This window comes from Lentzea sp. NPDC055074 (genome assembly GCF_053608005.1).
On sequence record NZ_JBSGUQ010000003.1, the window covers coordinates 409,682 to 435,456 of the forward strand.

The 25,775-nt window shown below is 70.5% G+C and carries 24 protein-coding genes; 9 read left to right on the forward strand and 15 right to left on the reverse strand.

Features of this window, described 5'->3' with window-relative positions; all coding sequences use genetic code 11:
* Window positions 1-10 precede the first annotated feature (10 nt).
* Together ACWF7A_RS09115 and ACWF7A_RS09120 are read right to left on the reverse strand one after the other, a co-directional pair.
* Window positions 11-529 (reverse strand): DUF4232 domain-containing protein, encoded by a 519-nt coding sequence (locus ACWF7A_RS09115; protein WP_452249907.1) that lies wholly within the window; start codon window positions 527-529, stop codon window positions 11-13.
* Window positions 530-918: 389 nt separating this feature from the next.
* Complete coding sequence (locus tag ACWF7A_RS09120; RefSeq protein WP_452249908.1) at window positions 919-1,692, reverse strand: SGNH/GDSL hydrolase family protein; 774 nt, start codon at window positions 1,690-1,692, stop codon at window positions 919-921.
* A gap of 89 nt (window positions 1,693-1,781) precedes the next feature.
* Between ACWF7A_RS09120 and ACWF7A_RS09125 the strand changes: the two genes are divergently transcribed.
* Window positions 1,782-2,297, forward strand: a complete 516-nt coding sequence (locus ACWF7A_RS09125) for a winged helix-turn-helix transcriptional regulator (RefSeq protein ID WP_452249909.1) — start codon at window positions 1,782-1,784, stop codon at window positions 2,295-2,297.
* 532 nt (window positions 2,298-2,829) lie between these two features.
* The gene (locus ACWF7A_RS09130; RefSeq protein ID WP_452249910.1) at window positions 2,830-5,823 is read left to right on the forward strand and encodes a substrate-binding domain-containing protein; all 2,994 of its coding nucleotides are present in this window, start codon (window positions 2,830-2,832) and stop codon (window positions 5,821-5,823) included.
* Between the two features lie 213 nt (window positions 5,824-6,036).
* Here the strand turns inward: ACWF7A_RS09130 and ACWF7A_RS09135 are convergent, their stop codons facing one another.
* Together ACWF7A_RS09135 and ACWF7A_RS09140 are read right to left on the reverse strand one after the other, a co-directional pair.
* The gene (locus tag ACWF7A_RS09135; protein WP_452249911.1) at window positions 6,037-7,488 is read right to left on the reverse strand and encodes a phytoene desaturase family protein; all 1,452 of its coding nucleotides are present in this window, start codon (window positions 7,486-7,488) and stop codon (window positions 6,037-6,039) included.
* Complete coding sequence (locus tag ACWF7A_RS09140) at window positions 7,485-7,949, reverse strand: MauE/DoxX family redox-associated membrane protein (protein ID WP_452249912.1); 465 nt, start codon at window positions 7,947-7,949, stop codon at window positions 7,485-7,487. The genes ACWF7A_RS09135 and ACWF7A_RS09140 overlap by 4 nt, the downstream gene beginning before the upstream one ends.
* A gap of 236 nt (window positions 7,950-8,185) precedes the next feature.
* Here ACWF7A_RS09140 and ACWF7A_RS09145 point away from each other — a divergent pair, with 236 nt between their 5' ends.
* Window positions 8,186-9,415 carry a sensor histidine kinase gene (locus ACWF7A_RS09145; protein ID WP_452249913.1) on the forward strand — a complete coding sequence of 410 codons (1,230 nt, stop codon included), beginning with the start codon at window positions 8,186-8,188 and terminating at the stop codon, window positions 9,413-9,415.
* Window positions 9,412-10,071, forward strand: a complete 660-nt coding sequence (locus ACWF7A_RS09150) for a response regulator (protein WP_452249914.1) — start codon at window positions 9,412-9,414, stop codon at window positions 10,069-10,071. Before ACWF7A_RS09145 ends, ACWF7A_RS09150 begins: the two co-directional genes overlap by 4 nt.
* 46 nt (window positions 10,072-10,117) lie before the next feature.
* Here the strand turns inward: ACWF7A_RS09150 and ACWF7A_RS09155 are convergent, their stop codons facing one another.
* The 5 genes from ACWF7A_RS09155 to ACWF7A_RS09175 are packed head-to-tail and all read right to left on the reverse strand — an operon-like array spanning window position 10,118 to window position 15,096.
* On the reverse strand, window positions 10,118-11,581 hold the full coding sequence (locus ACWF7A_RS09155) for a sensor histidine kinase (protein ID WP_452249915.1): 1,464 nt from the start codon (window positions 11,579-11,581) through the stop codon (window positions 10,118-10,120).
* Window positions 11,578-12,288 carry a response regulator transcription factor gene (locus tag ACWF7A_RS09160; RefSeq protein WP_452249916.1) on the reverse strand — a complete coding sequence of 237 codons (711 nt, stop codon included), beginning with the start codon at window positions 12,286-12,288 and terminating at the stop codon, window positions 11,578-11,580. Before ACWF7A_RS09160 ends, ACWF7A_RS09155 begins: the two co-directional genes overlap by 4 nt.
* Window positions 12,267-13,397: a streptophobe family protein gene (locus ACWF7A_RS09165; RefSeq protein ID WP_452249917.1), complete on the reverse strand. Its 1,131-nt coding sequence runs from the start codon at window positions 13,395-13,397 to the stop codon at window positions 12,267-12,269. Before ACWF7A_RS09165 ends, ACWF7A_RS09160 begins: the two co-directional genes overlap by 22 nt.
* The gene (locus tag ACWF7A_RS09170) at window positions 13,397-14,191 is read right to left on the reverse strand and encodes an ABC transporter permease (RefSeq protein WP_452249918.1); all 795 of its coding nucleotides are present in this window, start codon (window positions 14,189-14,191) and stop codon (window positions 13,397-13,399) included. Before ACWF7A_RS09170 ends, ACWF7A_RS09165 begins: the two co-directional genes overlap by 1 nt.
* Complete coding sequence (locus ACWF7A_RS09175) at window positions 14,188-15,096, reverse strand: ABC transporter ATP-binding protein (protein ID WP_452250157.1); 909 nt, start codon at window positions 15,094-15,096, stop codon at window positions 14,188-14,190. Before ACWF7A_RS09175 ends, ACWF7A_RS09170 begins: the two co-directional genes overlap by 4 nt.
* Window positions 15,097-15,260: 164 nt before the next feature.
* Between ACWF7A_RS09175 and ACWF7A_RS09180 the strand changes: the two genes are divergently transcribed.
* Together ACWF7A_RS09180 and ACWF7A_RS09185 are read left to right on the forward strand one after the other, a co-directional pair.
* The gene (locus tag ACWF7A_RS09180) at window positions 15,261-15,848 is read left to right on the forward strand and encodes a TetR/AcrR family transcriptional regulator (protein ID WP_452249919.1); all 588 of its coding nucleotides are present in this window, start codon (window positions 15,261-15,263) and stop codon (window positions 15,846-15,848) included.
* A gap of 83 nt (window positions 15,849-15,931) precedes the next feature.
* Complete coding sequence (locus tag ACWF7A_RS09185; protein WP_452249920.1) at window positions 15,932-16,639, forward strand: type 1 glutamine amidotransferase domain-containing protein; 708 nt, start codon at window positions 15,932-15,934, stop codon at window positions 16,637-16,639.
* A gap of 533 nt (window positions 16,640-17,172) precedes the next feature.
* On the opposite strand, the gene ACWF7A_RS09190 is transcribed toward ACWF7A_RS09185, so the two are convergent.
* Both ACWF7A_RS09190 and ACWF7A_RS09195 read right to left on the reverse strand, forming a co-directional pair.
* Complete coding sequence (locus ACWF7A_RS09190; protein ID WP_452249921.1) at window positions 17,173-18,045, reverse strand: diacylglycerol/lipid kinase family protein; 873 nt, start codon at window positions 18,043-18,045, stop codon at window positions 17,173-17,175.
* Window positions 18,046-18,083: 38 nt separating this feature from the next.
* The gene (locus ACWF7A_RS09195) at window positions 18,084-18,434 is read right to left on the reverse strand and encodes a hypothetical protein (protein ID WP_452249922.1); all 351 of its coding nucleotides are present in this window, start codon (window positions 18,432-18,434) and stop codon (window positions 18,084-18,086) included.
* Window positions 18,435-18,931: 497 nt separating this feature from the next.
* On the opposite strand from ACWF7A_RS09195, the gene ACWF7A_RS09200 reads away from it, so the two are divergent.
* The 3 genes from ACWF7A_RS09200 (at window position 18,932) to ACWF7A_RS09210 (ending at window position 21,666) form a co-directional block, all read left to right on the forward strand.
* Complete coding sequence (locus ACWF7A_RS09200) at window positions 18,932-19,585, forward strand: lytic polysaccharide monooxygenase auxiliary activity family 9 protein (protein WP_452249923.1); 654 nt, start codon at window positions 18,932-18,934, stop codon at window positions 19,583-19,585.
* 573 nt (window positions 19,586-20,158) lie between these two features.
* Window positions 20,159-20,980 carry a L,D-transpeptidase family protein gene (locus ACWF7A_RS09205; protein WP_452249924.1) on the forward strand — a complete coding sequence of 274 codons (822 nt, stop codon included), beginning with the start codon at window positions 20,159-20,161 and terminating at the stop codon, window positions 20,978-20,980.
* 305 nt (window positions 20,981-21,285) lie between these two features.
* Entirely contained in the window at window positions 21,286-21,666 is a 381-nt protein-coding gene (locus tag ACWF7A_RS09210) for an STAS domain-containing protein (protein WP_452249925.1), read from the forward strand.
* A 185-nt stretch (window positions 21,667-21,851) separates the two neighbouring features.
* On the opposite strand, the gene ACWF7A_RS09215 is transcribed toward ACWF7A_RS09210, so the two are convergent.
* The 4 genes from ACWF7A_RS09215 to ACWF7A_RS09230 are packed head-to-tail and all read right to left on the reverse strand — an operon-like array spanning window position 21,852 to window position 25,769.
* Entirely contained in the window at window positions 21,852-23,177 is a 1,326-nt protein-coding gene (locus tag ACWF7A_RS09215) for an alpha/beta hydrolase domain-containing protein (RefSeq protein WP_452249926.1), read from the reverse strand.
* Between the two features lie 10 nt (window positions 23,178-23,187).
* The gene (locus ACWF7A_RS09220; RefSeq protein WP_452249927.1) at window positions 23,188-23,964 is read right to left on the reverse strand and encodes an ATP-binding cassette domain-containing protein; all 777 of its coding nucleotides are present in this window, start codon (window positions 23,962-23,964) and stop codon (window positions 23,188-23,190) included.
* Entirely contained in the window at window positions 23,961-24,818 is an 858-nt protein-coding gene (locus tag ACWF7A_RS09225; RefSeq protein WP_452249928.1) for an ABC transporter ATP-binding protein, read from the reverse strand. The genes ACWF7A_RS09220 and ACWF7A_RS09225 overlap by 4 nt, the downstream gene beginning before the upstream one ends.
* A gap of 9 nt (window positions 24,819-24,827) precedes the next feature.
* A complete protein-coding gene (locus ACWF7A_RS09230; protein ID WP_452249929.1) occupies window positions 24,828-25,769 on the reverse strand; it encodes an ABC transporter permease in 942 nt (313 codons plus the stop codon).
* Between the last annotated feature and the right edge of the window lie 6 nt (window positions 25,770-25,775).

Sequence of the window (25,775 nt, forward strand, 5' to 3'; positions counted from 1 at the left end):
ATGCTGGTGTTCAGGCGGGCGACACGGATGTCAGCTCGACCGACGATCCCCGCAGAGCCTCTCCCGCGGGCCACGCGACCGTGACGGTGTGCCCACCGTCGACCGGCAGGTTCAGGTTGACGACATCGGGCTTGAAGGACGCCGGCGCCTGCGAGGACACCAGGATCCGCGACTCGGCGGGCTTGCCGGGCTGGACGTTCACCGGCGCGGGCGTGCCGTTCGGGTCGTCGAGCACGACGGTGAAGCCGCTGTCGTCGCCCTCGCCGTGCCCGCTGCCCTTGGTGAACGTGACGGCTGTCGGTGCGCCCTGCAGCTTGCAGTTCGTGTGCTCGCTCGCTGCCGAGTAGTGCAGGACGAAGGCCTGCTGGCCCGCGGACGAGTAGGGGTCGTGCGTCACGGAGACGTTCAGGTCCGCGACGTCGCACGGCTGGTCGGACGGATTGGCCGAGGCGACCCCCGCCACCAGCGGCACCGCGGCAGTGGCGAGCAACGCCGCGGCGCTCAGACCAGCGATCGACTTCCTGTTCATGAGTTACCCCTCCCTGTGGTGACCCCCATGAAACGCAGGATGCCCGGCGAGTGGCCGACGATGCCTCAAGATGACATTCGTCTCAATGGAGCAACCCCGTCTCACGCGGAAGCCTGCCGGGCCGGAACGCGAAGGTCGCGTCGTCCGACGCCTGCGACGTGTCCTGGTGCCCGCCCAACCGCGATGACCTCATCGCCATGACAGCGTCGTCCGTGCCCACACCCGATCTCCTCGCCCTCGTACGAGCCGTGCCCGATCACATCGCCTGTGAAGTCCACTGTGGACGATGCTGTCTCAGGAGGCCGGCAGTTCCCCGACCACGCGAGTCGCCGAGAGGGACGGCGTGTCCGATGGTTGCGGCGACGCCACTGCGGCGATGGATCAACCGATCAGTCTTGTGCGCCGGTCCGGGTGAGGTTCCACTGTCCGCGGGGGAGTTGGGTGGGCAGTGGCCGGCCGCGGTCGGTTCGCAGGATGGTGCGGAGCGAGCGGATCTCGGCCAGTCGTTGTGCCGTGGTCACCGCCGGTCCGGTCGGGGTCCAGGGGGAGCGGGCGTGGCCGACTATGAGTTCGGCGAAGCTGTGGGCGATGCCGGCGTGTCCGTGCGTGCCGGGGTGGACGCGGTCGATGGACCACATCCGTGGCGCGTGGGTGCGTTCGTCGTGCCACAGGTCGTGCATGATCGCGTTGTGCTCGGCCGCGATCGTGCGCACATGGTCGTTGACGAGCTGGAACCGTGAGCGTGTTGCCTGGTGCAGGCGTGCGGGTCCGGGCCAGCGGCGGGTGATGTCCGGCAGGGTCGCCATGACCACCCGTGCGCCGGTGTCGCACAGGGCCGCCACCGTCTGCCGCAGCACGCGGCCCACTGCGGCGCCGTCGAAGCCGTGGCGGTCGAACGCGTCGTTGGCGCCGACCATGACGCTCGCCAGGTCGGGTTCGAGGCGCAGTGCCTGCTCGAGCTGGTGCTGCAGGACGTGCTGGGCGTGCCATCCGCGGACGGCGAGGTTGTCGTAGCGCAGGCCGGGCCACGCGTGGTCGAGTTCGCCCGCCAGGACGTCGGCCCAGCCCCGCAGCGTGCCGTCGAGCCGGGGGTCACCGACCCCCTCGGTGAGGCTGTCACCGAGCGCCACGAACCGCCTCACCGGCTGAGTACCGTTAACCATACCCAGCACGGTAGCGGAACTGTCCGGCACACGGCACGCCAGCGGTTCTTGCGGACGCCGCGTGCTGGGGCATGTGACACAGTGCGCGCATGCAGCAGCGCCGCGCGCAGGACCCGACCGAGGCCGCGGACCCGCCGTGGAACCGTGACGCGTGGCTCCTGGAACCGGACTCCGTGCAACGAGCGCTCGACGTGCTCGTGCCGCGCAGCGCCGGGCAGATCGTGCGTGAAGCGTTCTACGGCACCCGGCGCTTCGACGACTTCCGCCGCCACACGGGCCTGACCCCGAGCGTGCTGTCCGCACGTCTGCGCGAACTGACCGACCAGGGCATCCTGGCCAAGGTCGCCTACCACGACACCGGATCACGCGGCCGCCACGAGTACCGCCTCACCGACAGGGGCCGTGATCTGGCCACCGCGATCATCAGTCTGCTGAACTGGGCCGACCGCTGGCTTCCCACCCCCGGAGGGCCCACCGTCGTGCTCACCCATCACGGCTGCGGCGCGTCGATCCGAACCGAGATCCGCTGCGCGCACGACCACCCCGTGCACAGCCTCGGCGACATCCAAGCCGCCCCCGGGCCCGGCGCCAGCGCGCGGGATTGACCCACCCGTGGCGCACCTGACGAAGCTGGCAGTGGTTGCTGCTCACCGTATGGTCGCCGGTGTTTTTTCGGCGGTACATGCGTATAAGTGGGGGCAGGGGATGAGCCTCGTTGGTGGACGACACCGCATTGCCGTGACGAGGTTGCCGGAGCGGTCGTGGTTCAGGTGTTCTTCGTCCTCTTGCACGCCGGGATTCTGGCGGCGAAGGGCTCCGGCTCCCAGCGCGTCCCCATTGACGCGTGGGCGGCTTTTGCATTCAGTTGGCTCATCGTGGCCGGTATCGGCGCTGCCTTCGTCAGGGAAGCATTCGAGTGCGAGAACTCGGCCGCAATCAAACCGAGGTGGCACGGGTCATTGCAATGTGCAGCGTCTTGCTTCTGGCTGCTTCGGTGTGCGGCTCGATTCCACGCGTGGGGTGTTACTGGAACCGCGCACCGTGGGTATCATTTGCAGCCGTCGCGGTCACCATGACGGTACGTGACCGATCGGGGGTTTCGTGGGAGACGACGGAACAGCGCGACCCACCATCGGCATGATCACCGCGGGCCCGCTCATCGAGCTCGCCGGTGAGCAGTGGCAGGGCGTCAGCGACGGTGCGGCAAGCCTCGGATGCGATCTGATCTGCTTCGTCGGCACCGAACTGGCGCACCCGGACCACCACAAGCGACAAGCCAACGCTGTCTACGACCTCATCGCACCCGGCCGGATCGACGCGCTCGTCATCTGGACGACGCGGATCAGCCAGCAGATCACCGAGGCTGCGATGCGCGAGTTCGTGGACCGCTACGCGCCGGTTCCGATCGTGAGCGTCGAGGCGCACCTGGCGGACTGGCCGACGGTGCTGATGGACAACCGCGCCGGCATGGACCAGGCGGTCAGTCACCTGATCGAGGCACACGGGCACCGGCGGATCGGGTTCGTCCGCGGTCCGCTCGGGCACGTCGGCGCCCAGGACCGCTACCAGGGCTATCTGGACGCGCTGGCCCGGCACGAGCTGCCGCTGGAGCCGGCGCTCGTGACCACACCTGCCCCGTCGTGGGATCCCGCCGCCGCCGCGGACTCGGTGGCCAAGATGCTGGACGAGGCGGTGGAACCGCCGGACGCCATCGCGGCGGCCAACGACGAGTTCGCGCTGGGTGCGGTGACCGCGGTGCAGGAGGCGGGCCTACGCGCGCCGGAGGACGTGGCGGTCGTCGGGTACGACAACCACACCTGCATCCGCTCGAACGATCTCGGCTACCAGTCTGTTTCACCCCAGGCGTCGACGGGCAGCGTGCACCGCCGGGTCAACATCGACGCGGGGACGCCCGCGCTCACCACGGTGCGCGCGCCGTTCCACGAGATGGGGCGTCGGGCGGCCGAGCTCGCGCACGCGTTGATCCGCGGTGAACCCGCACCCGCCCTGGAGGTCGTTCCCACCGAGCTCGTCGTCGGCCGCTCGTGCGGCTGCATCCCTTCTGGCAACGGTGTCTCCGCTCCCGCGCACGGGAAGCTCGCGGTGCCGGAACACGGCACCACCGAGGCGGTCGCCGCGAACCTGCGTCAGAGTCTCGGCCCGAGGTCGGCTGTCCTGCCGGAGCGCTGGGCCGAGCGGCTGATCGGCCTGTTCCTGGACGCGGGCCGGCCAGGGGGCAGTGGCGGTCGCTTCCTCGGAGAGCTCGCGGAGCACCTGCGGGACAGCGCACGCGCCGGATGCACGGCGCAGTCGTGGTGGGCGCCTCTGTTCTACCTGCGTCGCTTCGCCCTCGAACGCGGCACCGATGAGGCGGCGATCGAGGACCTGTGGCTGCGGGTGCAGCTGATGGTGGCCGACGTGGTCGAGCGGGAGAGGACGTTCGAGTACCTCCTGCACGAACGGCAGGATCAGACGGTGCGCGAGGCCGGTCAGCGACTGATCGTCTCGCGCAACGCCGCCGAGCTCACCGAAGCACTGGTGCAGGAGCTGCCCAGGCTGGGGATCCCCGGCTGCCACGTGATGACGTTCGAGCCGGACCACGAGTGGGCGAGTCCGCTGGTGTCGTACGAGAAGCACGAGCTCCGTCCCGAACGCGCGGCGTGGACGTTCCGGTCCTCGATGCTCACGCCCCATCGGATCGACCGGCCGGCGCCGGGGAGCTTCGTGGTGGCTGCCCTGTTCGGGATCGAGGAGCAGCTGGGGTTCGTGCTGTTCGAGGTGGGTTCGATGCCGGGCTGGGTCTACGAGGCGATCCAGCAGCAGCTCGGCAGCGCGTTGCGCGGTATCAGGATGCTCGAGCGGGAACGGCAGGCACTCGCCGAGGCCGAACAGGCGCGCAGGTCACTGGAACTCGCCCACGCCGAACTGGAGGACCGGGTGCGGGAGCGCACCGCGGCACTGGTCGACGAGATCGCCGAGCGCGAGCGGCTGGAGACGCAGCTGCGGCACGCGCAGAAGATGGAGGCGATCGGCCGGCTCACCGGTGGTATCGCGCAGGACTTCAACAACATCCTCACCGTGGTCAACGGCAACAGCGAGATGCTGTTGCGACGTACCGCACCGGACGACCCGCGGCGTCCGGAGATCGAGGACATCCAGCACGCGGGCGACCGTGCCGCGAACCTGACCCGCCAGCTGCTCGCGTTCACCCGGCAGCAGGTCCTGCACCCCGCTCGGATCGATCTCGGCAAGACGATCACCAAGTTGCGGACCATGCTGACGACCTTGGTCGGCGAGGACGTGGAACTGACCGTGGACACACCGGCCGACGTGTCGCCGGTGTGGGCCGATGCCGGACAAGTCGAGCAGATCCTGTTCAACCTCGCCGCGAACGCTCGTGACGCGATGCCCGACGGCGGCGTGCTCAGCATCGAGACGGACGACACCCACCTCGACGCCCACCACCTCGGACGCATCTCCGGGGTGCGGCCTGGCGACTACGTGGTTCTCCGAGTTCGCGACACCGGCACGGGTATGGACGAGTCGGTGCAGGCACAGATCTTCGAGCCGTACTTCACCACGAAGCCCGTCGGCAAGGGCACGGGTCTGGGGCTGGCCACCGTCTTCGGCATCGTGCAGCAGAGCGGTGGTCAGATCGACCTGTACAGCTGCCCCCGTCGGGGGACGACGGTCTCCGTCTATCTGCCCCGCGCGCGGACCTCCACGACACCGCTTGCCGGACAGGCGCCGTGCCTGCCCGCACCGCGCCGCGGCTCGGGGACCATCTTGCTGGTCGAGGACGACGACCAGGTGCGCACCCTGACCCGTCGCGTCCTCGAACGCTCCGGGTACGTGGTGGTCGAGGCGCGCAACGGGCTGCAGGCGCTCGGCGTGTTCGACGACCACGAGAAGGACATCGACCTCGTCGTCACGGACATCGTGATGCCCAGGATGGGAGGCCGTGAACTGGTGGCCGAGCTGCGGCGAATCCAGCCCCAGCTTGCGGCCTTGTACATGTCTGGTTACCCGGCTGAGGAGAAGCTGGACGAGCCGGCCGTACTGCTCGCCAAGCCCTACGCCGAGGCCGAGTTGCTGGGCCGGGTGCGGTCTCTGCTGGACCCGGCAGGCTGAGCACCCGCACGTGCGTCGAACCAGATCTTCGGATCTCTCGGTCTCCGACGGCGACGCGATCAGGCAAGGTCATGCATCGCGGCGGATTCGTCGAGCCGTATCGCGGACAGGACGCCGAGTTTGTCCGAGGCTCGGCTGAGTCGCCGCCCTGCGTCGAGAGGACGCCGTTCGCGGCGTTGAGCCCCACGCTGATGCTCCTGCTCGTCGCGGTGTTCACGATGTCGTTGTCCGCGTCGTTCTCGGCCCGAGGCCGGCGAGTGCCCGCTCGGCCGCGTGGTACCCGCCCATCCCGTGCACTCCCGCTCCCGGTGGGGTGGCGGCGGAGCACAGGTACACGCCCGGAACGCCCGTGTCGTACGGGTGCGGGGTGAGGCGCGGCCGGAACACGAGCTGGAAGGGGTCGTTGGCGCCGGTGAGGATGTTGCCACCGACGTAGTTCGCGTTGCCCCGCTCCAGCTCGGCCGGGTCCTTCGCCGAGTGCGCCACGATCCGCTCGCCGAACCCCGGGGCGAAGCGCTCGATCTGGTCGATGATCTCGGCGGTGGCGTCTCCGGTGTGTCCCCGGGGCACGTGTGCGTATGCCCAGACGGGGTGCACGTCGCCCGCGGAACGCGTGGGATCGGCGAGGTACTGCTGTCCCACCAACACGAACGGCGCCGGCGGCATCGTGCCGCGGTGGACCTCGCGAGCGGTGCGCAGCATCTCGTCCGGACCGCCGCCGAGGTGCACGGTCCCGGCCCTGCCGCACTCGGCGTTGCGCCACGGCACACCACCGCGCACGGCGAAGTCGACCTTGAACGCCGCCGGACCGTGACGCCATCGGCGGTACGCCCGGTGCACCCGTCGCGGAAGCCGGTCGCCGAGAATCCTTGCCGCAGTGGAAGGAGCGGTGTCGAGCAGCACGACGTCCGCCTCCGGGAGGTCCGGAAAGGACTCGACCCGCGTTCCCGTCACCGTCTTGCCACCGAGGTCCAGCAGCAGCGCGGTCATCGCGTCGGTGATCGCCTGCGAGCCGCCCTCGGCGACCGGCCACCCGAACCGGTGCCCTGCGGCGATCAGCATCGCCGCGACCGACGACGTCATCGGCGCGCGCAGGTCGTGCATCACGTGTGCCGCGACGCCGAGGAACAGGCTCTGCGTGGCGGGCGAACGCCACCACCGGCGCATCAGCGCGGCGGGTGGAACCGCGCGCAGACCGAAGCGCGCCAGGTGCACCGGGTGGGACGGCCACCGCGTCAGCGGGCCCAGCAGATCGTCCGCGGTGGTCTCGACGTGGGCGGCGAGCGGGCCGAACGCCTTCAGCCACCGCCCCCCGTCGCCCGCGGGGAGACCCGCCGCGGTCTCCTCGGCGGTCCCGCGCAGCACCGCGGCCGTGCCGTCGTCCTGCGGGTGGGCGAGCATCACCTCGGGGTGCCGCCACCGCAACCCGTACCTCTCCAGGCCGAGCCCGCGCAGGAACGGTGACAGCACGGCGGTCGGGTGCACGGCCGAACACTCGTCGTGCAGCGTGCCCGCCACGAGCTTCTCGGTCGTCCTGGCACCGCCGCCGAGCCGGTCGGAGGCTTCGAGGACCGTCACCTCGACGCCGTGCTGGGCCAGACGCACCGCGCCCGCCAGTCCGTTGGGGCCGGAACCCACCACGATCGCCTTCACCACCGCGCTCATCCCCGGCTGTCCGCCGGGGAACGCCGTGCGGCGTCGACGGCCGGGTCGGAGAAGACGGCCCGCAGCCTGGCGCGGTCCTGCAGCACGAGAAATCCACAGAGGACGGTGTATAGCGCCGCCATGTACTTGACGGACGGGTAGTCGAACGCGAAGTCCATCAACGTGATGTTGAGCCCCACCGCGAACAGGGCGCACGCACCGATGAACGTGGTGCGGCGGAACAACAACATGAGCGCGGGAACCAGTTCGAACAGGCCGGTGATCCGGCCGTAGAAGGGTGAGTAGCCGTAGAACAGCCACACCAGCGAGGTGCCGTCCACCGTCGACTTCGAGAGGTCGTCCCAGTCGCCGTAGTAGTACTGGCCGCCGGCCAGCTTGACGCATCCGTAGACGGCGAAGACCAGCGCCATCAGCAGCCTGACCACGAGGACCACCTTCGACGGTGCCTTGCTCCAGATCATCCTTCTGCTCCACGGTTCCGGCCGTGCTGCCCGTCAGCCCGGCGTCGGTTCCCATCCTCGGTGCGGAGCCCCGCGCGGCACGTCCTGCGCGGGGCCCGTCCGGCAGGCCACGCGGACGACGTCGTGTCCTCCTCGAGGAGGACGTGGTCGGACTCGGAGGAGGACGCGGCACGCGGCGGCGTTCTCTAGCCTGCGTGTTCGCGCCCGACGGGGTGTGATTCGCCAGGGAACCGCGTGTGCGGGCCGGACCGGGGGTGGACGTGCGGCGGATGATGGCGTGGCTGCGGGCGCGGCCGCTGGTGTTCGACCTGGCGCTGGTGGCGTACTTCCTGTGGCCCCTGCCCTTCGAGGTGATGGGCCGGTCGCCGTGGTGGCTGCAGGTGCCGGTGGTGATCGGCCTGGTGGGGCCGTTGCTGATCCGGCGCCACCATCCCGGCGCGGCGGTGGCGGTCGTCCTCGCGACCATCGCGTTCGAGTTCCTGACGTCGCCCTGGGGCACGTTCGTGCCGATCATGAACCTCACCCTCGCCCCGGTCCTGTACTCGGTGGCGGTCTACGGCCGGCGGTGCCAGGTGTGGCTCGCACTCGCCGGCAGTGCGGTCGTCGTGTCCTGGTGGGCCGTGCGGACGTTCGACGCCAGGGACGGGCAGTGGCGGGAGTTCGTGGTCGCGGTCGGCTTCGTCGTGTTGCTGCTGCTCGCGTGCTGGCTGCTCGGGGAGTTCGTCTCCGCCCGCCGCGCTTATCTGCTCGCCGTGGAAGATCGTGCCGTGCGGGCCGAACGGGAGCAGGAGGCCCTGGCACGTGCCGCCGTGGCCGAGGAGCGCACGCGGATCGCCCGCGAGATGCACGACGTCGTGGCGCACGCGGTGAGCATGATGGTGATGCAGGCCGAGGGCGCCCGGCTGTCGCTCACGAGCGGCGGTGACCACGTGGAGCAGGCGTTGCGCGACATCAGTCAGGGTGGCCGCGACGCGATGGGGGAGCTGCGGCGCATGCTGCACCTGTTGCGTCGGGAACCGACCGGCACCGCGCCGCAGCCCACCGGCACCGACCTCCGCGCCGTGGTGGACGGTGTGCGGGCCGCCGGCCTGGCCGTCGACCTCGACGAGCGCGGCGGGACCGATGACCTGCCGGCAGGGCTGGTGGTGCAGGTCGTGCGGATCGTGCAGGAGGCGCTGACCAACGTCCTCAAGCACGCCGTCCCTCCCGTCACCGCTCAGGTGCTGGTGGACTGGGGCCGTGGAGCTGATCGCCGGGACGTGCGGTTGTGCGTGCGCAACACCGCCGCCTCGGCGGCACGTGGACCGCTGGCCGGCCTGCCGTCCGGCGGGCACGGCCTGGCGGGCATGCGGGAACGCGTGGCCATGTACGGCGGAACGGTGAGCGCGGAGCGCACCGCGGACGGAGGGTTCGTGGTGGAGGCCGTGCTGCCGGTCGGCGGCGGGGAAGGGACGAACCGAGCATGACCAGGGCACGAGTGGTGATCTGCGACGACCAGGAGCTCATGCGCAGCGCGTTGCGCATGATCGTGAGCAGCCAGCCGGACCTGGAACTGGTCGGTGAGGCCGCGGACGGCGCGCAGGCGGTGCGACTGGCCACCGAGCACCGTCCCGACCTGGTGCTGATGGACGTCCGCATGCCGGTGCTCGACGGCGTGGAGGCCACCCGGCGGGTGTGCGAGGTCAGCCCGGGCACCAGGGTTCTGGTGATCACCACCTTCGACCTCGACGAGTACGTCGACCAAGCCCTCCGCCACGGTGCCAGCGGGTTCCTGCTCAAGGACGCCACCAGCGAGGAGATGCTCGTCGCCATCCGCGCCGTCCTGCGCGGTGACGCGGCGATGGCACCTGCCGTGGTGCGCAGACTGGTCGAACGGCACCTCCGCACCCCGGCGGCGCCACCACCCGATCCGCGCCTCGAACGCCTCACCGACCGGGAGCGCGAGGTGTTCGCGTTGCTGGCCAAGGGCGCGGGCAACGCCGAGATCGCGCGGCAGCTGTTCCTCGGCGAGACGACGGTGAAGACCCACGTCGGCAGAGTTCTGTCCAAACTGGACCTCCGGGACCGCGTCCATGCCGTCGTGCACGCCTACGAGAGCGGGTTCGTGCGTCCGGGCGAGTGACCCGCTGTGCGAGACGAGCACCTCGTCGATCCCGGCCGTCCGGCTCTCAGCACCGGTCGAGCAGAGGCAGGGTGAGGCGGAAGCACGCGCCCTCGCCCACGGTCGTGTCGAGCTCGAGGTCACCGTCGTGGGCACGGGCCAGGGCGAGGGCGATCGACAGGCCGAGTCCGGCGTTGGCACCGCCCGCCCGGTTGCGCGACCGGTCGGCGCGGTAGAAGCGCTCGAAGACGCGTGCCGCGTGCCGGGCGGTCAGGCCGGGGCCCCGGTCCGCCACCTCGAGCACGGCGCGGCCGTTCGCCGTGCCCACGCCGATGCGGACCGCCGTGCCCGGCGGGGTGTAGGTGGCGGCGTTGCCGATCAGGTTGGTGACGACCTGACGCAGCACGTCCTCGTCGGCGTGGACCGGGGCGGGGCCGGGTGGTCCGGTGCCGCCGGGGCCGGTGAGCTCGACCGGGCGGGACGGGTCCAGGGCGCGCAGGTCGTGCCGGGCGTCGTTGGCGAGGGTGCGCAGGTCCATCGGCGCGGGGTCCAGCTGGGCCCGCGGGGCCTCGTCCAGGCGGGCGAGCAGGAGCAGGTCCTCGGTGAGGCTGGTGAGCCGGGTGGCTTCGCGGTCGATGCGGAGCATGGCCTCGTCCACATCGGCCCGGCCGGGCATCGCACCCATCCGGTACAGCTCGGTCGAGCCCTTGATGCCGAACAACGGGGTGCGCAGCTCGTGGCTCACGTCCGCGAGGAACGTCCGCATGCGCGCCTGGGACGCCGTCCGGTCGGCGAAGGCCTGTTCGAGCTGGCCGAGCATGGTGTTGAGCGAGGCCGCCAGGTGCCCGACCTCGGTGGCCGGTGCCGCGAGGACGGGGACGCGCCGGGTGAGGTCGCCTTCGGCGATCGCGGCGGCGGTGTGCTCGATCCGGCGCAGCGGCCGCAGACCACGGCCCAGTGCGAACCAGCCGACGGCCGTCAGGAGCAGGAGCAGCACGGCGCCGCTGACCAGGCTCGTGGTGCGGAGGCGGGCGGTGGTGGCGTCGGCCTCGGCCAGCGACGCCGCGACGACGACCGCGCCGTCCCACCCGGTGGTCGGTCGTGCGGCCGCGCGCCAGCGTCCCGAGCCGTCCGCGGCGCTCAGGTCGACGGGCTCGCCGTCGGCGGGCACGGTGCGCAGCTCGCCGGGCCCCGGCAGCGAGGCACCGTCCAGCCGGCTGGTGTGCAGGCCTCCCACCACCGCGCCGTTCGCGTCCAGGTACACGAGATAGGGCGCGCCGATCAGGCGCAGGGCGGGATCGAGGAGCTCGGGGCGGGCCGTGGCGTCGGTGGACGCCAGTGGTCCGGCGGCGGGCACGCGGGAGAGGATCTCGCCCAGCGAGCGCAGCTGGGCGTCGATCCGGTCGAGCTGGTAGCGCTCCAGCTGATCGGACACGACCGCACCGACCAGCCCCAGCCCCGCGAGCAGGAGGCTCGCGGTGAGCAGCAACAGCCTGGTGCGCAAGGAAAGCCTGCCCAGCACGCGCGTCACCGCGCGGGTTCCCGCATCACGTAGCCGACGCCGTGCACGGTGTGGATCAGCTTGGTGTTCTCGACGTCGACCTTGCGTCGCAGGTACGAGATGTAGGTGTCCACGATGCCAGCGTCGCCGCCGAAGTCGTAGCGCCACACCCGGTCGAGGATCTGCGCCTTGGACACCACGCGCCCGGCGTTCTCCATCAGGTAGTGCAGCAGCCGGAACTCGGTGGGGGAGATGCGGACGGGCAGCCCGTCCCTTCTCACCTGGTGCCCCTGCGGGTCGAGCACGACCGCCCCGACGGTCAGCAGGCCCTCGCGGTGCCCGGAGGTGCGGCGCAGGATCGCCCGGATCCGGGCGATCAGCTCCTCCAGGTCGAACGGCTTGGTCACGTAGTCGTCGGCACCCAGGGACAGGCCGGTGACCTTGTCGGCCTTGCGGTCCCTCGCGGTGAGGAACAGGACGGGCACGGGCCCGCGGTGCCCCTCCGCGCGCCGCTCGCGCAGCCGCCGGACCACCTCGAAGCCGTCCACGTCGGGCAGCATCACGTCGAGCAGCACCAGGTCGGGCGGCTCCTCGGTGGCCGCGGCGACCGCCTCGGCACCGGTCGCCGCGGACGTCACCCGGAACCCCGCGAAACGCAGGGTCGCGGACAGCAGTTCGCGGACCGTGGGCTCGTCGTCCACCACCAGCAGCGTCGTCACCGGACTCGATCTCTCCACGCGGGCCACGGTACGGACGTCAACCTGAGAACCCCCGCGACGAGCAGACCACCCGCGACACCGGCCGCACCTCCCGCCAGCACCGCGCCCACCGGGCTCGCCGCCACCCGCACCTCGAGCACCGGCACCGAGAACGCGAACGCCTCGACACCGAGCCGTGCCACCAGCCGCGACATCCACGCCAGAACTCCCAGCGACACACCCAGCACCGCTCCGCCGCACGCCGCGCGGAGCAGCGGCCGATCGCCAAGGCCACCGGCCAGTCCGGTGACGACACCGAGAGCGAGCAGCACGGCGAGCGCCACCCAGGTCAGTGATCCACCCGGCGAGGGCGGCGCGACTCCGTCGAGAGCGCACGCCAGCACGCCGCTGGACTCGACCGTCCAGGGCACCCCCAGTCCGAACGACACCACGCCGACCACGACCGACGGCAGCAGGAGCAGCATTCCGCCCGCAACGGCCGGGTCTCCCAGTACCCAGGCCAGGAGAAGGCTCGCGCCGACGAGCGCACCCACCGTCCACAGTGGAGCGCGCAACGAGACTTCGAACCGGGCGACCAGCCAGCACACACCGACGACCGCGAGCGCCCAGCACAGCGCTCCGGCCACCACGGGGCCGACGGGCACGGAGAACCCCAGACCGAGCGAGTCGACAGCCCCGACACGGCCGAGGGGACTGGCCGCAGGCAGCCCGCAGGTGCCGGACAGCCCGCCTGCCGCACCACGGGGCGGCGTCACCGTTCCCCGTGCTGTCCAAGCGATCGCCACCACGCCGGCCGTGAACGTCGTGGCCGCCGCCGCGCCGCGGACGAGCAGCCCGTCCCGGTGCCGCAGCAGCAGCCACCCCAGCACCACGGCGCCGGCCAGCGCGACCCCCGACGGCACCACCTCGACGTCGCCCCGCACCGTGAACCGCGCGTCACCCGGTGCGGCGCCGAACTCGGCCGAGCCGCCCACGGCCATCGCCACGATCGCCGCCGTCAGCCGGCCCAACCCGCCCACCCGGCCCGCGTCGAGCAGCAGCAACCCGGCCGCGGCGACACCCGCCATCGCGGCCAGGGACGTGACCGCCGCCGTCACTCCGCGCCACACGTCCCGCCGCACCGCCATCACACGTCCCGGCGCTGGAAGACGACGAACGCGACGGCCAGCACCGCGGCGACGCCGAGGCACATCCCGCCCAGGTTCAGCCAGGGGTGCGGGTGGGCGGGATCCGGCACCGTCGCGAACACCGCGGCGCCGCCCAGCGTCGGCCAGAAGTCGAGGAGACCCCGGAGCCACGAGGGGAACAGCCCGGCGAGTCCGGGCACCAGCAACACGACGCCCACCAGCGTGGTGATCGCGCCGGCCGTGGCGCGCAGGATCGTGCCGAGGCCGATCGCGAGCACCGAGATCGCCGCGAGGTAGAGCCCACCGCCCACCACGGCCGAGAGCACACCGGGGTCGTCGAGCGCCGCGCTCGGCACGCCCTGAGCCGCGAGGAACGCCTGCCCGATCAGGAAGGTGGCGAACATCAGCGCCTGGCTCGCGACCACGGCGACGGCGGTGGCCACCACCACCTTGGCCGCGAGCAACCGGTGCCGGCGCGGCGTGACCGCCAGCGACGTCCGCACCAGCCCGGTCGCGTACTCGGAGGTCACGACCAGCGTCCCCAGCACCCCGATCACCAGCTGCGCCACGAGGTACGCGGTCAGGCTGCGCTCGGTCGGGTCCCAGGCCGCCTGTTCGGCGGGCGACAGGCTTCCGTACGCCTCGCCCGCCCTGCTCGTCGCCAGGACCGTGATGCCGAGCTCCACGGCGGCCAGGCAGGCGAGCGTGTACCAGGTGGAACGCAGGCTGCGCAGCTTCACCCACTCCGCGTGCAGCGCGTGGGCGAACGACGCCCGCTGTGCCGGCCGGTTCACGCCGTCACCCCCTGGTAGTCGACGCTGTCGCGGGTCAGTTCCATGAAGGCGTCCTCCAGCGACGGCCGCTGCGGGGTGAGCTCGCTGAGCACGGTCCCGTGGTAGGCGGCGAGCTTGCCGATCTCCTCGCTCGCCAGACCGGACACGACCAGCGCCGAGCCGGGCCCCTCCCTCACGGTGGCGCCCGTCCCGGTCAGCTGGAGCGCGAACGCGTCCGGATCGGCCGTGCGGACGAGGACCGTCCCCTCACCGCGGTCGCGCAGGAACTCGGCGACGCCCGTGTCGGCGATGAGCCTGCCGCGGCCGATCACGACCAGGTGGTCCGCTGTCTGGGCCATCTCGCTCATGAGGTGGCTGGAGACCAGCACCGCGCGCCCCTCGCGGGCCAGGGAGCGCATGAAGTCGCGGATCCAGCGAACGCCCTCGGGATCGAGCCCGTTGACCGGCTCGTCGAAGATCAGCACCCGCGGTTCGCCGAGCAGCGCCGCCGCGATGCCGAGCCGCTGCCGCATGCCGAGCGAGAACGTGCCCGCCCGCTTGTGCGCCACGCTCTCCAGCCCGGTCCTGGCGAGCACCTCGTTCACCCGGCGCCGAGGCAGGCCGTTGCCCGCCGCGAGCGCCAGCAGGTGATCCCGCGCCTTCCGGTCACCGTGCACGGCGCCGGCGTCGAGCAACGCTCCCACCTCGGTCAACGGCGCCGGCAGGTCGCGGTAGCGGCGCCCGCCGACCGCGACCGAACCGGCGGTGGGCGCGGCAAGGCCGAGGATCACCCTCATGGTCGTGGACTTGCCCGCGCCGTTCGGCCCGAGGAACCCCGTCACCTGCCCGGCCTCCACGGTGAACGACAGGTCGTCCACCACGGTGTCGAGGCCGTACCGCTTGGTCAGCCCTCGTACGTCGATCATCGTCATGGCACCGACCCTGGCGAGCCGGTCTGACCGATCCCTGGGAGCTCCTGTGAGAACCCGGAGAATCCCGCTCCCGATCACGGCCGCGGCGGCAGGTTCCCAGAGAACACCCAGATCCGGAGAGGTGTAGACGACCGGTCTAATCGTGCTACGGTGGTGTCATGCCGGTCAGTCAGGGCGATACCCGCCGCAGCATCCTCGACGCCGCTCAGCGGATCATGTCGCACAAGGGGTTCGCCGCGGTGGGCATCAACGAGGTCCTCCTCGAGGCCGGCGTGCCCAAGGGGTCCTTCTACCACTACTTCAACTCCAAGGACGCCTTCGGCGAGGCGATGATGCGCTCGTACTTCATCGACTACCTGGCGGACATGGACCGCGTCCTGTCCGAGCCGGGCGCGACCTCGGCGCAGCGGCTGATGAACTACTGGCGGAGTTGGCGCGAGACGCAGAGCGTCGACGACTGTCAGGGCAAGTGCCTGGCGGTCAAGCTCGGCGCGGAGGTCGCCGACCTGTCGGAGACGATGCGGCTCGCCCTGAAAGAGGGCACCACCGCCATCGTCGACCGCCTGGAACGGGTGATCGCCGCCGGCGTGGACGACGGCTCGCTCGCGGTCGACGACGATGCCTGCACCGCCGCGCAGGCCCTGTACGACATGTGGCTCGGTGCGAGCGTCATGGCCAAGATCCACCGGGACATCGGCCCCCTGGACACGGTCACGACGGTGACCCGTCGGCTTCTGCACCTGTAGCACCACCCACCGCGCTCCACGCGCGGTTTGATCATCGCCACCTAGAGACGACCGGTCTAATAGCAAATCGAAGGAGCAGCACCGTGAACGTTCTTATCGTTCTCACCTCGCACGACGAGCTCGGCGACACCGGCAGGAAGACCGGTTTCTGGCTGGAGGAGCTGGCCGCCCCGTACTACCGCTTCCGTGACGCCGGCATCGACGTCGTCCTCGCCTCACCCCAGGGCGGTCAGCCTCCGCTCGACCCCAAGAGCAACGAGCCGGCGAGCCAGACCGACGAGACCCGCCGCTTCGAAGCCGACCCGGAGGCCGTGGACGCCCTGGCTCACACCGTCCGTCTCGACTCCGTCTCCGTGGACGACTTCGACACCGTCTTCTACCCCGGCGGTCACGGCCCCCTGTGGGACCTGGCCGAGGACGCCACCTCCATCCGGCTGATCGAGACCACGCTGCGCGCCGGCAAGCCGCTCGCCCTGGTCTGCCACGCTCCCGGCGTCCTGCGGCACGCGGTGAACGAGGACGGCACGCCACTGGTGCGGGGCAGGAAGGTCACCGGCTTCACCAACAGCGAGGAGGAGGGGGTCCAGCTCACCGAGGTGGTCCCGTTCCTGGTCGAGGACGAGCTCGTGCGGCTGGGCGGCGACTACTCCAAGGGTGAGGACTGGGCGCCGTACGTCCTGACGGACGGCCTGCTGATCACGGGCCAGAACCCGGCCTCCTCCGGTCCGGCGGCCGACGCGCTCATCGAGCTCGTCACCAAGACCGCCGGGGACGACAAGGCCGGCGCGTGAGCACTCCCTGATGGTGCTGCGCTAGCAGTTCGGCCACTCTGCCGGGCTTGGGGCCTGCGCGGCCCTGGCCCGGCGGGCTCTGTGCCGCCTGGAAAGTCATCGCTGCTCCGGGCGGCGAGGTCGTCCCGGCTGCGAGTACGACTGGGTGATCGTCGCGCCTTTGTGGGAGATGGTCTGCGGAGCGTTCATCCAGGCGCTCGCGGCGCACTCTTGAGCACCCGCAGTTCGTCGGCCTCGAAGACGGCGTCAACGTGACGGACAGCAACTTCCGAGTCGCCTTGCACCGCAGGGACACGATCATCGGAGCACGCTCTCAGCCACTGGTTGCTCGGCCGCCCACCCGGCCGACATCGCCTGCTACGTCTGCTGCGGGCCGCGCAGCTGTGTGGACTGTCAGTCCACGTCAGTGAGTGCAACACCTCGGCCCCCACGTGTCGTTTCGCTTGCGCAGCACCGCACCAGGACTCCTGCGGTCGTCCGGGATGCGGATCACTGCCAGCGACCGACGACAGCTTTCGGGAGGGATCGCGAGTTCATACCGGCACCTTGACGATGAGCGCTCCGGGGTTCACCTCGACCTTCAGTGACCTGGTTGTCCCGCAGACTTCTCCGTCGACCTCGAACGGCTTGGCGCGACTGCCGCGCAACTCCAAGCGCCGGAACCGGAACCGCTCCACCGCCGGCCCGTCCACCCGGCGGGAACCGATCAGGCGACCTGCCGTGACCAGCCAACCCCTGGTGCGCACGTCGTGCAGCAGCGCCAGGTCCAGGAGCCCATCGGCGGGATCCGCCTCCGGCAGGAGAGAAACCCCGCCCTGCAAGGCGCCTATGTTGCCGACGACCGCCCCAAGGACACGGCGGGTCAACCAGGGGCCGTCGTCCAGCCGGACGGTCACCCGGCCGGCGCCCGACCTCAGACCCTTGAGAACCGCTGGTACATAGGCGGGCCACCCCAGGAGGCGCTTCATCCTGGGCGAGGTGTCGCGGACCATCTCCGCGTCCAGACCGATCCCACCCATGCCGACGAAAGGGCGTCCGTTCAGCAGGCCCATGTCGACGCGGCGATCCGCCCCGTCGAACGCCGACATGACGGCGTCCTCCGCCTCACTGCCGACTCCCAGGTTCCGTGCCACGAGGTTCCCCGTGCCGATCGGCACGATTCCCATCGCCACCCCGGTGTGCGCCAACCCGGCGGCCACCGCGTTCACCGTGCCGTCTCCACCACACGCCAGAACCAGCCGCGGGTGGTCGCGCAGGGCGAGTGCCGTCACCCCCGTCCCGGCATCGTCACGGGTGGTCTCGAACCATTCCGGCTCGCTCCAGCCGCGGTCCCGGGCGGTACGGGACACCAGGTCCCGCAATCCGGAGTGGTCCACCACGGCACCCGGATGAACGACCACCGCCATACGAAGCCCGTCGCGCCTTGGATCCACCCGAACCGCCTTCACGAGGTCGTCACCGGACCGGATGCCCTGCGGCAGGCGAACGTACACGTGGGCGATGCCGGCACGTCGATCGTCCCGAAGCACGTCACGTGATGAGAGGGCGGTGGTAGACCGCTCGTTCGGCAGATGTCGGTTGCGAAAGCGGTCTGGGGCTTGAGCGGTTGTCCGTTTCGGTCGCAGTTCGTTCCACACGGCTCGAACGCGTCGTGCGTAGCCGGGTCCACGAGGATGCTCTGCGCCGGGACGCCGTCACCACGCCAGCCGTTGAGAATCTCGTAGCCGTGGGCGTCGATGCCACCGGGCAGCGGCGGGAAGTGGATCGCAGTGTCCTTGTACTCGGAGATGATCACCACTTGTACTCGGCCGGCCACGCCCGTGTCTCATCCGTTCCCCCGACCTGGTTCGCAGCTCTCGAAACAGATCTTCGAACGTGTTGTTCCCGTACGGCGACGTGATCAGGCGAAGTCATGCACCACCGGCAGGATCGTCGCGCCGTATCGCTGACAAGGCTGCACCGTGCGACGTGTCCGATGTGGCCTCGGCTGTTCCTGCTGCAGACGTGGTCGTGGTTGCCGATTCGGTGCAGGACCGGGCCGCCTGGATGGCGAGCCGTCGCAGCGATGGCAGCCGCGCCGGGATTCCTGGCGCAGCGCGGCCAGGAGCGAGCAGTTCGACGGTCGCATGGTCCAGCCGCGCCCGCGGCTGGTTCGTCACGGCAAGAAGCTGCTCCGAACGCAGTCATCACTCCTCGTATCGTTGTGATCTCGAAGTGTGACCGCTAAGATTATTGTTCTGGGAGCGCTCCCAATCCGTCGCCGCTCGATCATCGAAGATCGGAGGCTTTGTCATGCGCACTTCCGGGTTCCTCGCCAGACGGCGCAGCTTCGTGGCCGTGATCATCGGCGCGCTGGTCTGCACGTTCCTCTGGACTCCTGCCGCGTCTGCCCACGGCACGATCGTCGGTCCGCAGACTCGGGCCTACCAGTGCTGGAAGGACTGGGGGAGCCAGCACACGAATCCGGCCATGCAGCAGCAGGACCCCATGTGCTACCAGGCATTCCAGGCCAACGCCGACACCATGTGGAACTGGATGAGCGCGCTGCGCGATGGCCTGCGCGGCAACTTCCAGGGGTCCACCCCGGACGGTCAGCTGTGCAGCAACGGCTTGTCCCGCAACAACTCGCTGAACACCCCGGGCCGGTGGAAGACCACCAGTCTCGGGGCGAACTTCGAGATGCACCTGTACGACCAGGCGAGCCACGGCGCCGACTACCTGCGGGTCTACGTCAGCAAGAACGGGTTCGACCCGGCGACCCAGCGCCTGGGCTGGGGCAACCTGGACCAGGTGGCGCAGACCGGCAGGTTCGCCCCGGCCAAGGACATCAAGTTCAACGTCCAGACGTCCGGCGCCTACCGGGGCCACCACGTGGTGTTCACGATCTGGCAGGCATCGCACTCGGACCAGACGTACATGTGGTGCAGTGACGTGAACTTCGGCTAGAAACCGATGCGTGCTCCCGAAAACTTCGGGAGCACGCATCCACTTCACAGCGCGCCGGCGGGCAGGGCCTGTTCGGCTGGATCCCGGGGACACCGCTCTGGTCGCCTTCGGCCCTCACCGGCGTCGCCCTGACCCGCTGACGCGACGGACCGGCCCGGCATGCCAACAACTCCACCGGAGCACCCAGCTCGATCAGCGGCACCGACAGCAGCGCGCCGAGGAGGAGGCTCAGGACGGCCACGACGCACAGGAGAGCGAACTCACGACGTGCTGCCAGTAGCGGCGGAGGACGGTCGATCGGGCTTCGTCGGCCACGAACCCACCTGAGTCGACGCTGCCGCAGTCGTGCCGGGCCGTACGAACCTCGCTGTGACGCTCCCGCACCATCCCCGAGCTCGGCGGCCGCAGCGAGTCAGGCGACGGGCATCACGTCGTCGCCGGAGGATCGGTGTCCTCGACCCGAGCTGACGATCACACTCGGTAAAGTCGAACCGCGGCGAGACTTGCGTCGCATCGCGCAGAGAGAGAGTCAAGTTGCGGCGCTTCGCAGAGGTTCTTCCCGCTACCCGAGTCGTGCGTCCGGCACTGGCGGCGATGGCCGTCATCGCCCTCGTCGCGGTGTCCGCCAACGGATCTCCGCGCACCGGTCCCGTTGACGCGCCGGACCTGCGGCCGCTCGCGTTTCCAGGGGCGGAGGCCGCCGAGAGTGCCGGTGCGGGTTTCAGCCTCGGCCCGCCGATCACCAGGCCGCCCAGGACGTCGTCGCCTGGTCCTTCCCAGCCCCCTGCCGCCACCAGGACGCCTCTGCCGTGGCCGGCCCCGTGGTTCGCAGCTCAGGTGGGCACCGCGACCCAGGTGATCGCGGTGGTGGGTGCGGGCGGTTCCGACGCCACGGTGTCGACGTGGCAGAAGTCCGGAAGTGACTGGACGCAGGTGTTGGGTGGTGTGGCGGCGAAGGTCGGCCCGCCTGGTATCTCGAGTTCGTACGGGGAGTCGTCGTCGGCGACGCCGGCCGGGGTCTTCGGGATCACGGGTGCGTTCGGCAGGCAGGCCGATCCTGGTACGGGTGTGTCGTACTTCCGGGCCGACAGCTCGGACTGGTGGGTCAGCGATGTCGACAGTCCTCTGTACAACACGCACCAGCGGTGTGCTCGTGGGACGTGTCCGTTCAACGAGAGCAGGTCGGAGAACCTTGCCGAACAGGGCGCGGTGTACGACTACGCGCTGGTGATGGGGGTGAACGAGCAACGTGTCCCGGGCGGGGGTAGCGCGTTCTTCGTGCACGTCACCAACGGTGCCGCGACGGCCGGGTGTGTGGCGATCCCGGCGGACGCGCTGGTGTCGATCATGCGCTGGGTCCGTCCCGGCACGGTGATCGCGTTGACGCCGAGATGATGTGGGGCGTGCGCCGGTGGCGAGCTGATGCTCGGCGTGACACCACGAGTTCAGGACGACGCGAACGGGGTTGAGGTCCTTTGTGGACTAGATGGGCAGGTCGTGCGGCACCACACCCGTGCCGGCTCCGTGACAACGGTGAGGTCTTGTCCTGTCACGTTTGCAACAGGGTGGTTGTCTCCCCGTCGTGCAGCGGATAGCGTGAAGGCCAGAGAATGATCATGTAGAGAGGCGCGTCTGCTGACCTCCGGCGGGGGAAAGCGGCTCGCGTCGGCGCTTTCGCGGTTGGCTGATGGGGGTTCGGAATGGAACGCGAGTTCGACGAGGCCGCTGACCCCGCAACCCCGCGCACCGTTGACCACGACGGCATCACGGTCGTCGCGCTCGCCGGAGAACTCGACATGAAGACCGCGAAGACCCTGCACGCGGACACCCTCCTCGTACTCGACCGGCAGCCGAAGGGGATCGTCATCGACCTCCACGAGGTGACGTTCTTCGGTTCCGCCGGCATCAGCCTGCTCGTCTCCGTTCGGAGGGAGTCCGAGCTGAAGGGCGTTCCCTTCGGCATCGCGGCGGCGAGCAAGGCTGTGACCAGGTCGTTGGCTGCGAGCGGCATGGACACGCGGCTGCCGTTGTTCCCCACCGTGGCCGATGCCGTCGCCGCCATTCGTGCTTCGCCGGCGTGATCGGCGCGCTGACACGACATCGCCCTGCCGGGCCGAGAAGCACGGCAAGCCCGTCATCGCGCTCGCCGGCACGATCAGCGAGAACGCCATGTCACCCTGCACACCGTCACGACCGCCGAGCTCCTCACAGACGCAGCGGACGCACGCTGCGGCCGCTCCTGGTCGGCGCGGCGCTCACGTGACGGTCAGCGGCGGAGCTCCTCGGCGTCGATCGGCAGGTACGTCTGCTCGTGCAGGTACCGCTCCAGCCGGTCCGCGACCTTGCGCCGCCATCGCTCGACGCTGCCGTACAGGTGCTCGAACGTCTTGGCGTCGAAGGGGATCTCGCTGCCGTGGTACCAGCTGGGGCGTCCGAGCGGGGTCGCGGCGGTGAGCGTGGAGGTGGGCACGTCGACGTGGGTGGTCCGCCAGCCGCCCAGCGCGTTGCCGTGGTCGTCGCGCAGGATCTCGTCGGTGTCGCCGGCCGTGGCCAGCACCTTGCCGGGAGCGGGCGCACGGCCGGTGCCGGACCAGTCGAGCAGCGACTGCCACAGCGCGTGCTGGACGTGGCTGTTCGGGAACGTGCTCCAGCGGGCGCCGCTGGGCAACGGGCAGTCCGCGAGCCGGTCCCGGTCGGCCTCGGACATCTCGCGGGTCTCGCGGTGGGCCATGCCGGCGACCTCGTAGAGGCGGAACGTCGCACTGTCGGGGCGGCGGTGACTGAGGCCCCTGACCTGCCCGCCGACCCCGCACCGCCGGCGGACGCTCTGGAACTCGGCCTCGCCGAGCACCTCGATCACCGGGACGTCGACGTCCGGCAGCGCGGGCCCGCCGGACGCGCCGGGCAGGTAGCCGTCGAAGGCGGGAGCACCGCCGGCGAGCCGGAGCCGGTCGTGGTGGTGGCGGAGGAACTCGCGCACGACGCCACCGGTCTGGGAGATGCCACCGAGGTAGACCTCGCGCGCCCTGATGCCGCTGCCGGGCAGTCCTTCCCGCAACGCCGCGGACACCTGGGCGAGGATCTCCGGCGACTGCGGGGTCGCGTCCCACCACCGCCGCATGAACCTGTCGTACTCCGCCACGACCTCGTCGTAGGCGGCTTCGGGCGAGAACGGGATGGTGGCGGCGAACTGCTGGGACAGCGGGCTCTCCGCGAACGTGAACGACCGGTACCGCTCGGGATCGGCACCGGCGACCAGCCCCATCGCGGAGGGTGCCTGCGAGTCGATCTCGACCCAGACGTGGTTGCCGCGCATGACGAACCGGTTGATCGCGCGCCACACCGAAGTGCCGCCCCAGATGTGGCTGGGCTCGGCGATCACGGTGCCGCTGAACCGCGCGGGGTCGGCAGGCCGGCGGATCAGGATCCTGGTGCCGTAAGGGGTTCCGGCGGCGGTGCCGGACACGAGGTACTCCTCCTGGACGTAGTCGTACCTCGCCATCCGGTCGGTGCCGTAAGGCTCCAGTACGATCGCGCTGGAGCCGGGGACGTCGGGGTGCGGGCCGGTGACGATGGCCGCGTTGACGGACATGCAGGTCCTTTCAGAGTGAGGGGGCGGCGTCGAGCAGGGTTCGCGTGTAGGCCTCGCGAGGGGAGCCGAAGACCTCGTCCCGGGAGCCGAGCTCGACCAGCGCGCCCGCCCGCATCACGGCGACCTGGTCGCTGATGAACTCGACCACCGCCATGTCGTGGGAGACGAACAGCAGCGCGAAGTTCCTGGCCTGCTGGATGTCCTTGAACAGGTTCAGGATCTGTGCCTGCACCGAGACGTCGAGGGCGGACACGGGTTCGTCGGCGACGAGGAGGTCCGGTTCGAGCGCCAGCGCCCTCGCGATCGAGACGCGCTGCCGCTGGCCGCCGGAGAACTCGTGCGGCAGCCGGCCGAGGGAGGTGCGGGCCAGTCCCACCTCGTCGGCCAGCGCGGCCGCACGCTGCCGACGTTCGGGGCGCGTGTGCAGGTCCTGCGCCCGGAACGGTTCGACCAGCAGGTCCTCCAGGGTCATCCTCGGGTTGAGGGAGTTGGACGAGTCCTGGAAGACCATCTGCATCGTCCGGCGGAACGGGCGCATCGCCTTCGGCGTCAACGAGTCCAGCGGCTGCCCCTGCACGGTCACCCGGCCGCGGTCCGGGGAGAGCAGCCCGACGGCCATCCGGCCGAGCGTCGACTTGCCGCTACCGGACTCGCCCACGAGCCCGACCGTCTCCCCGGTGTGCACCCGCAGGCTCACCTCGGTCACGGCGGCGGTGCGGCGGCGTGCGAAGAACGGGCCGGAGGAGAAGTCCTTGCCGACGCCGTCGAGTTCCAGCACCGCGGTCATCGCGCACCTCCTGCCACCGCGCGGGTCTGCTCCAGCACCGCGCGGTCGATCGTGGGGAGCCGGTCGAGCCGGCGGCCCAGCCGGGGCGCCGCGTCGATGAGCGCACGGGTGTAGGGCTGCGCCGGGCCGGCGATGACGTGCTCGGTGGGGCCCTGTTCGACGACGCGGCCGTCGTACATGACCAGCACCTCGTCGCTGTAGCGGGCGACGAGCCCGAGGTCGTGGCTGATCAGGACTAGGGCGAGGTCGAGCTCCTCGCGCAGCCGCACGAGCAGCCGCAGGATCTGCTGCTGCACCGTGGGGTCGAGCGCCGTCGTCGGTTCGTCCGCCAGCAACAACCTGGGACCGCACGAGATCGCCATGGCGATCATCACGCGTTGCCGCATGCCGCCGGACAGCTCGTGGACGTAGGCGTCGAGCACCCGCCGTTCGCGGCCCAGCCCGACCTGCTCCAGCAGTTCCAGGGCGCGGTCGCGGGCTTCGCGGCGGCTCAGACCGAGGTGGTGACGCAACGGGCGGATCATCTGGGTGCCGATGCGCAGCAACGGGTGCAGGGCGCTCATCGGTTCCTGGAACACGTACCCGATCTCCGCACCGCCACGGGCGCGTCGTCGTGCCGCCGGTTCGGTGAGCAGTTCGGTGCCGTCGAAGAGCACCGAGCCCTCCGCCGTGATCTGGGGCGGGAGGATGCCCATCACGGCCGCGGCGGTGATGCTCTTGCCCGACCCGGACTCGCCGACGACGGCGAGCGTCCGTCCGCTGCGGACCTCGAAACCGACCTCCCGCACCAGCTCGAGGTCCCCGACGCGGGCGGAGAGCCCGGACACGCGCAGTACTGGTTCAGATGTGTGCACGCCGACTCCTCAGTAGCGGATGCGCGGGTCGAGCAGCGAGTAGAGAAGGTCGATCACCAGGTTCAGCACGACGTAGACCACGGCGATGAAGAAGATGCAGCCCTCGATGACGGGGTAGTCGCGGCGCTGCACCGCGGTCAGCAGGAGCTGTCCCAGGCCGGGGATCGAGAAGATGGACTCGGTGACCACGGCGCCGCCCATCAACGAGCCGATGGTCAGGCCGACGACCGTCACCATCGGCACCACCGCCGCGCGGAAGACGTACTTGCGGATCACCGTGCGCTCGGGCAGTCCCATCGACCGCGCGGTGGTCACGAACGGCTGATGCAGCGAGTCCAGCACACCCGCCCGGCCGTACCGGAACAGCGTCGCCGCCTCCAGCAGGCCCAGCGAGATCGCGGGCAACGCCAGGTGGTGCAGGAACAGCAGCGGGTCGTCGGTGAACGAGACGTAGCCCGCCACCGGGAACACCTGCCACACCACGGCGAACACCGCGATCAGCAGGACGGCCAGCCAGAAGCTGGGCAGCGCGATGCCGATCGACGAGCCGAAGACCAGCAGGCGGTCGAGCAGACCGTGCCGGCGGGTGCCGGCCGCGATGCCGAGTGCGGGACCGATCAGCACCGCCACGGTGAGCGCGAGCACGGTGAGCTGCAGGGTGACCAGTGCGTGGTCGAACACCAGGCCCGACACCCGCTGCTCGGCGAACAGCGAGTCGCCGAAGTCGAACCGCGCGACCCGGCCGAGCCAGGCGAGGAACTGGTCCCACAGCGAGGCGTCCAGCCCGAGCCTGGTCCTGACCTCGGCGATCTCCTCCGAGGTCGCGGAGTCGCCCGCGATGGCCGCAGCCGGGTCACCGGGGGCAAGGCGCAGCATGACGAACAGCAGCACCATCGGGACGGCGACGGTGGGCAGCAGCGCACCGACACGCTTGAGGAGGTAGTTGGTCACGGGGTT

Coding starts and splice junctions, on each gene's coding strand:
- ACWF7A_RS09210 (WP_452249925.1), top strand. CDS start 21,286: ATGGAACGCGAGTTCGACGAGGCCGCTGACCCCGCAACCCCGCGCACC.
- ACWF7A_RS09190 (WP_452249921.1), bottom strand. CDS start 18,045: ATGGCGGTGGTCGTTCATCCGGGTGCCGTGGTGGACCACTCCGGATTG.
- ACWF7A_RS09175 (WP_452250157.1), bottom strand. CDS start 15,096: ATGATCGACGTACGAGGGCTGACCAAGCGGTACGGCCTCGACACCGTG.
- ACWF7A_RS09135 (WP_452249911.1), bottom strand. CDS start 7,488: ATGAGCGCGGTGGTGAAGGCGATCGTGGTGGGTTCCGGCCCCAACGGA.
- ACWF7A_RS09115 (WP_452249907.1), bottom strand. CDS start 529: ATGAACAGGAAGTCGATCGCTGGTCTGAGCGCCGCGGCGTTGCTCGCC.
- ACWF7A_RS09120 (WP_452249908.1), bottom strand. CDS start 1,692: ATGGTTAACGGTACTCAGCCGGTGAGGCGGTTCGTGGCGCTCGGTGAC.
- ACWF7A_RS09200 (WP_452249923.1), top strand. CDS start 18,932: ATGCGCACTTCCGGGTTCCTCGCCAGACGGCGCAGCTTCGTGGCCGTG.
- ACWF7A_RS09220 (WP_452249927.1), bottom strand. CDS start 23,964: ATGACCGCGGTGCTGGAACTCGACGGCGTCGGCAAGGACTTCTCCTCC.
- ACWF7A_RS09125 (WP_452249909.1), top strand. CDS start 1,782: ATGCAGCAGCGCCGCGCGCAGGACCCGACCGAGGCCGCGGACCCGCCG.
- ACWF7A_RS09180 (WP_452249919.1), top strand. CDS start 15,261: ATGCCGGTCAGTCAGGGCGATACCCGCCGCAGCATCCTCGACGCCGCT.
- ACWF7A_RS09140 (WP_452249912.1), bottom strand. CDS start 7,949: ATGATCTGGAGCAAGGCACCGTCGAAGGTGGTCCTCGTGGTCAGGCTG.
- ACWF7A_RS09165 (WP_452249917.1), bottom strand. CDS start 13,397: ATGGCGGTGCGGCGGGACGTGTGGCGCGGAGTGACGGCGGCGGTCACG.
- ACWF7A_RS09150 (WP_452249914.1), top strand. CDS start 9,412: ATGACCAGGGCACGAGTGGTGATCTGCGACGACCAGGAGCTCATGCGC.
- ACWF7A_RS09215 (WP_452249926.1), bottom strand. CDS start 23,177: ATGTCCGTCAACGCGGCCATCGTCACCGGCCCGCACCCCGACGTCCCC.
- ACWF7A_RS09130 (WP_452249910.1), top strand. CDS start 2,830: ATGATCACCGCGGGCCCGCTCATCGAGCTCGCCGGTGAGCAGTGGCAG.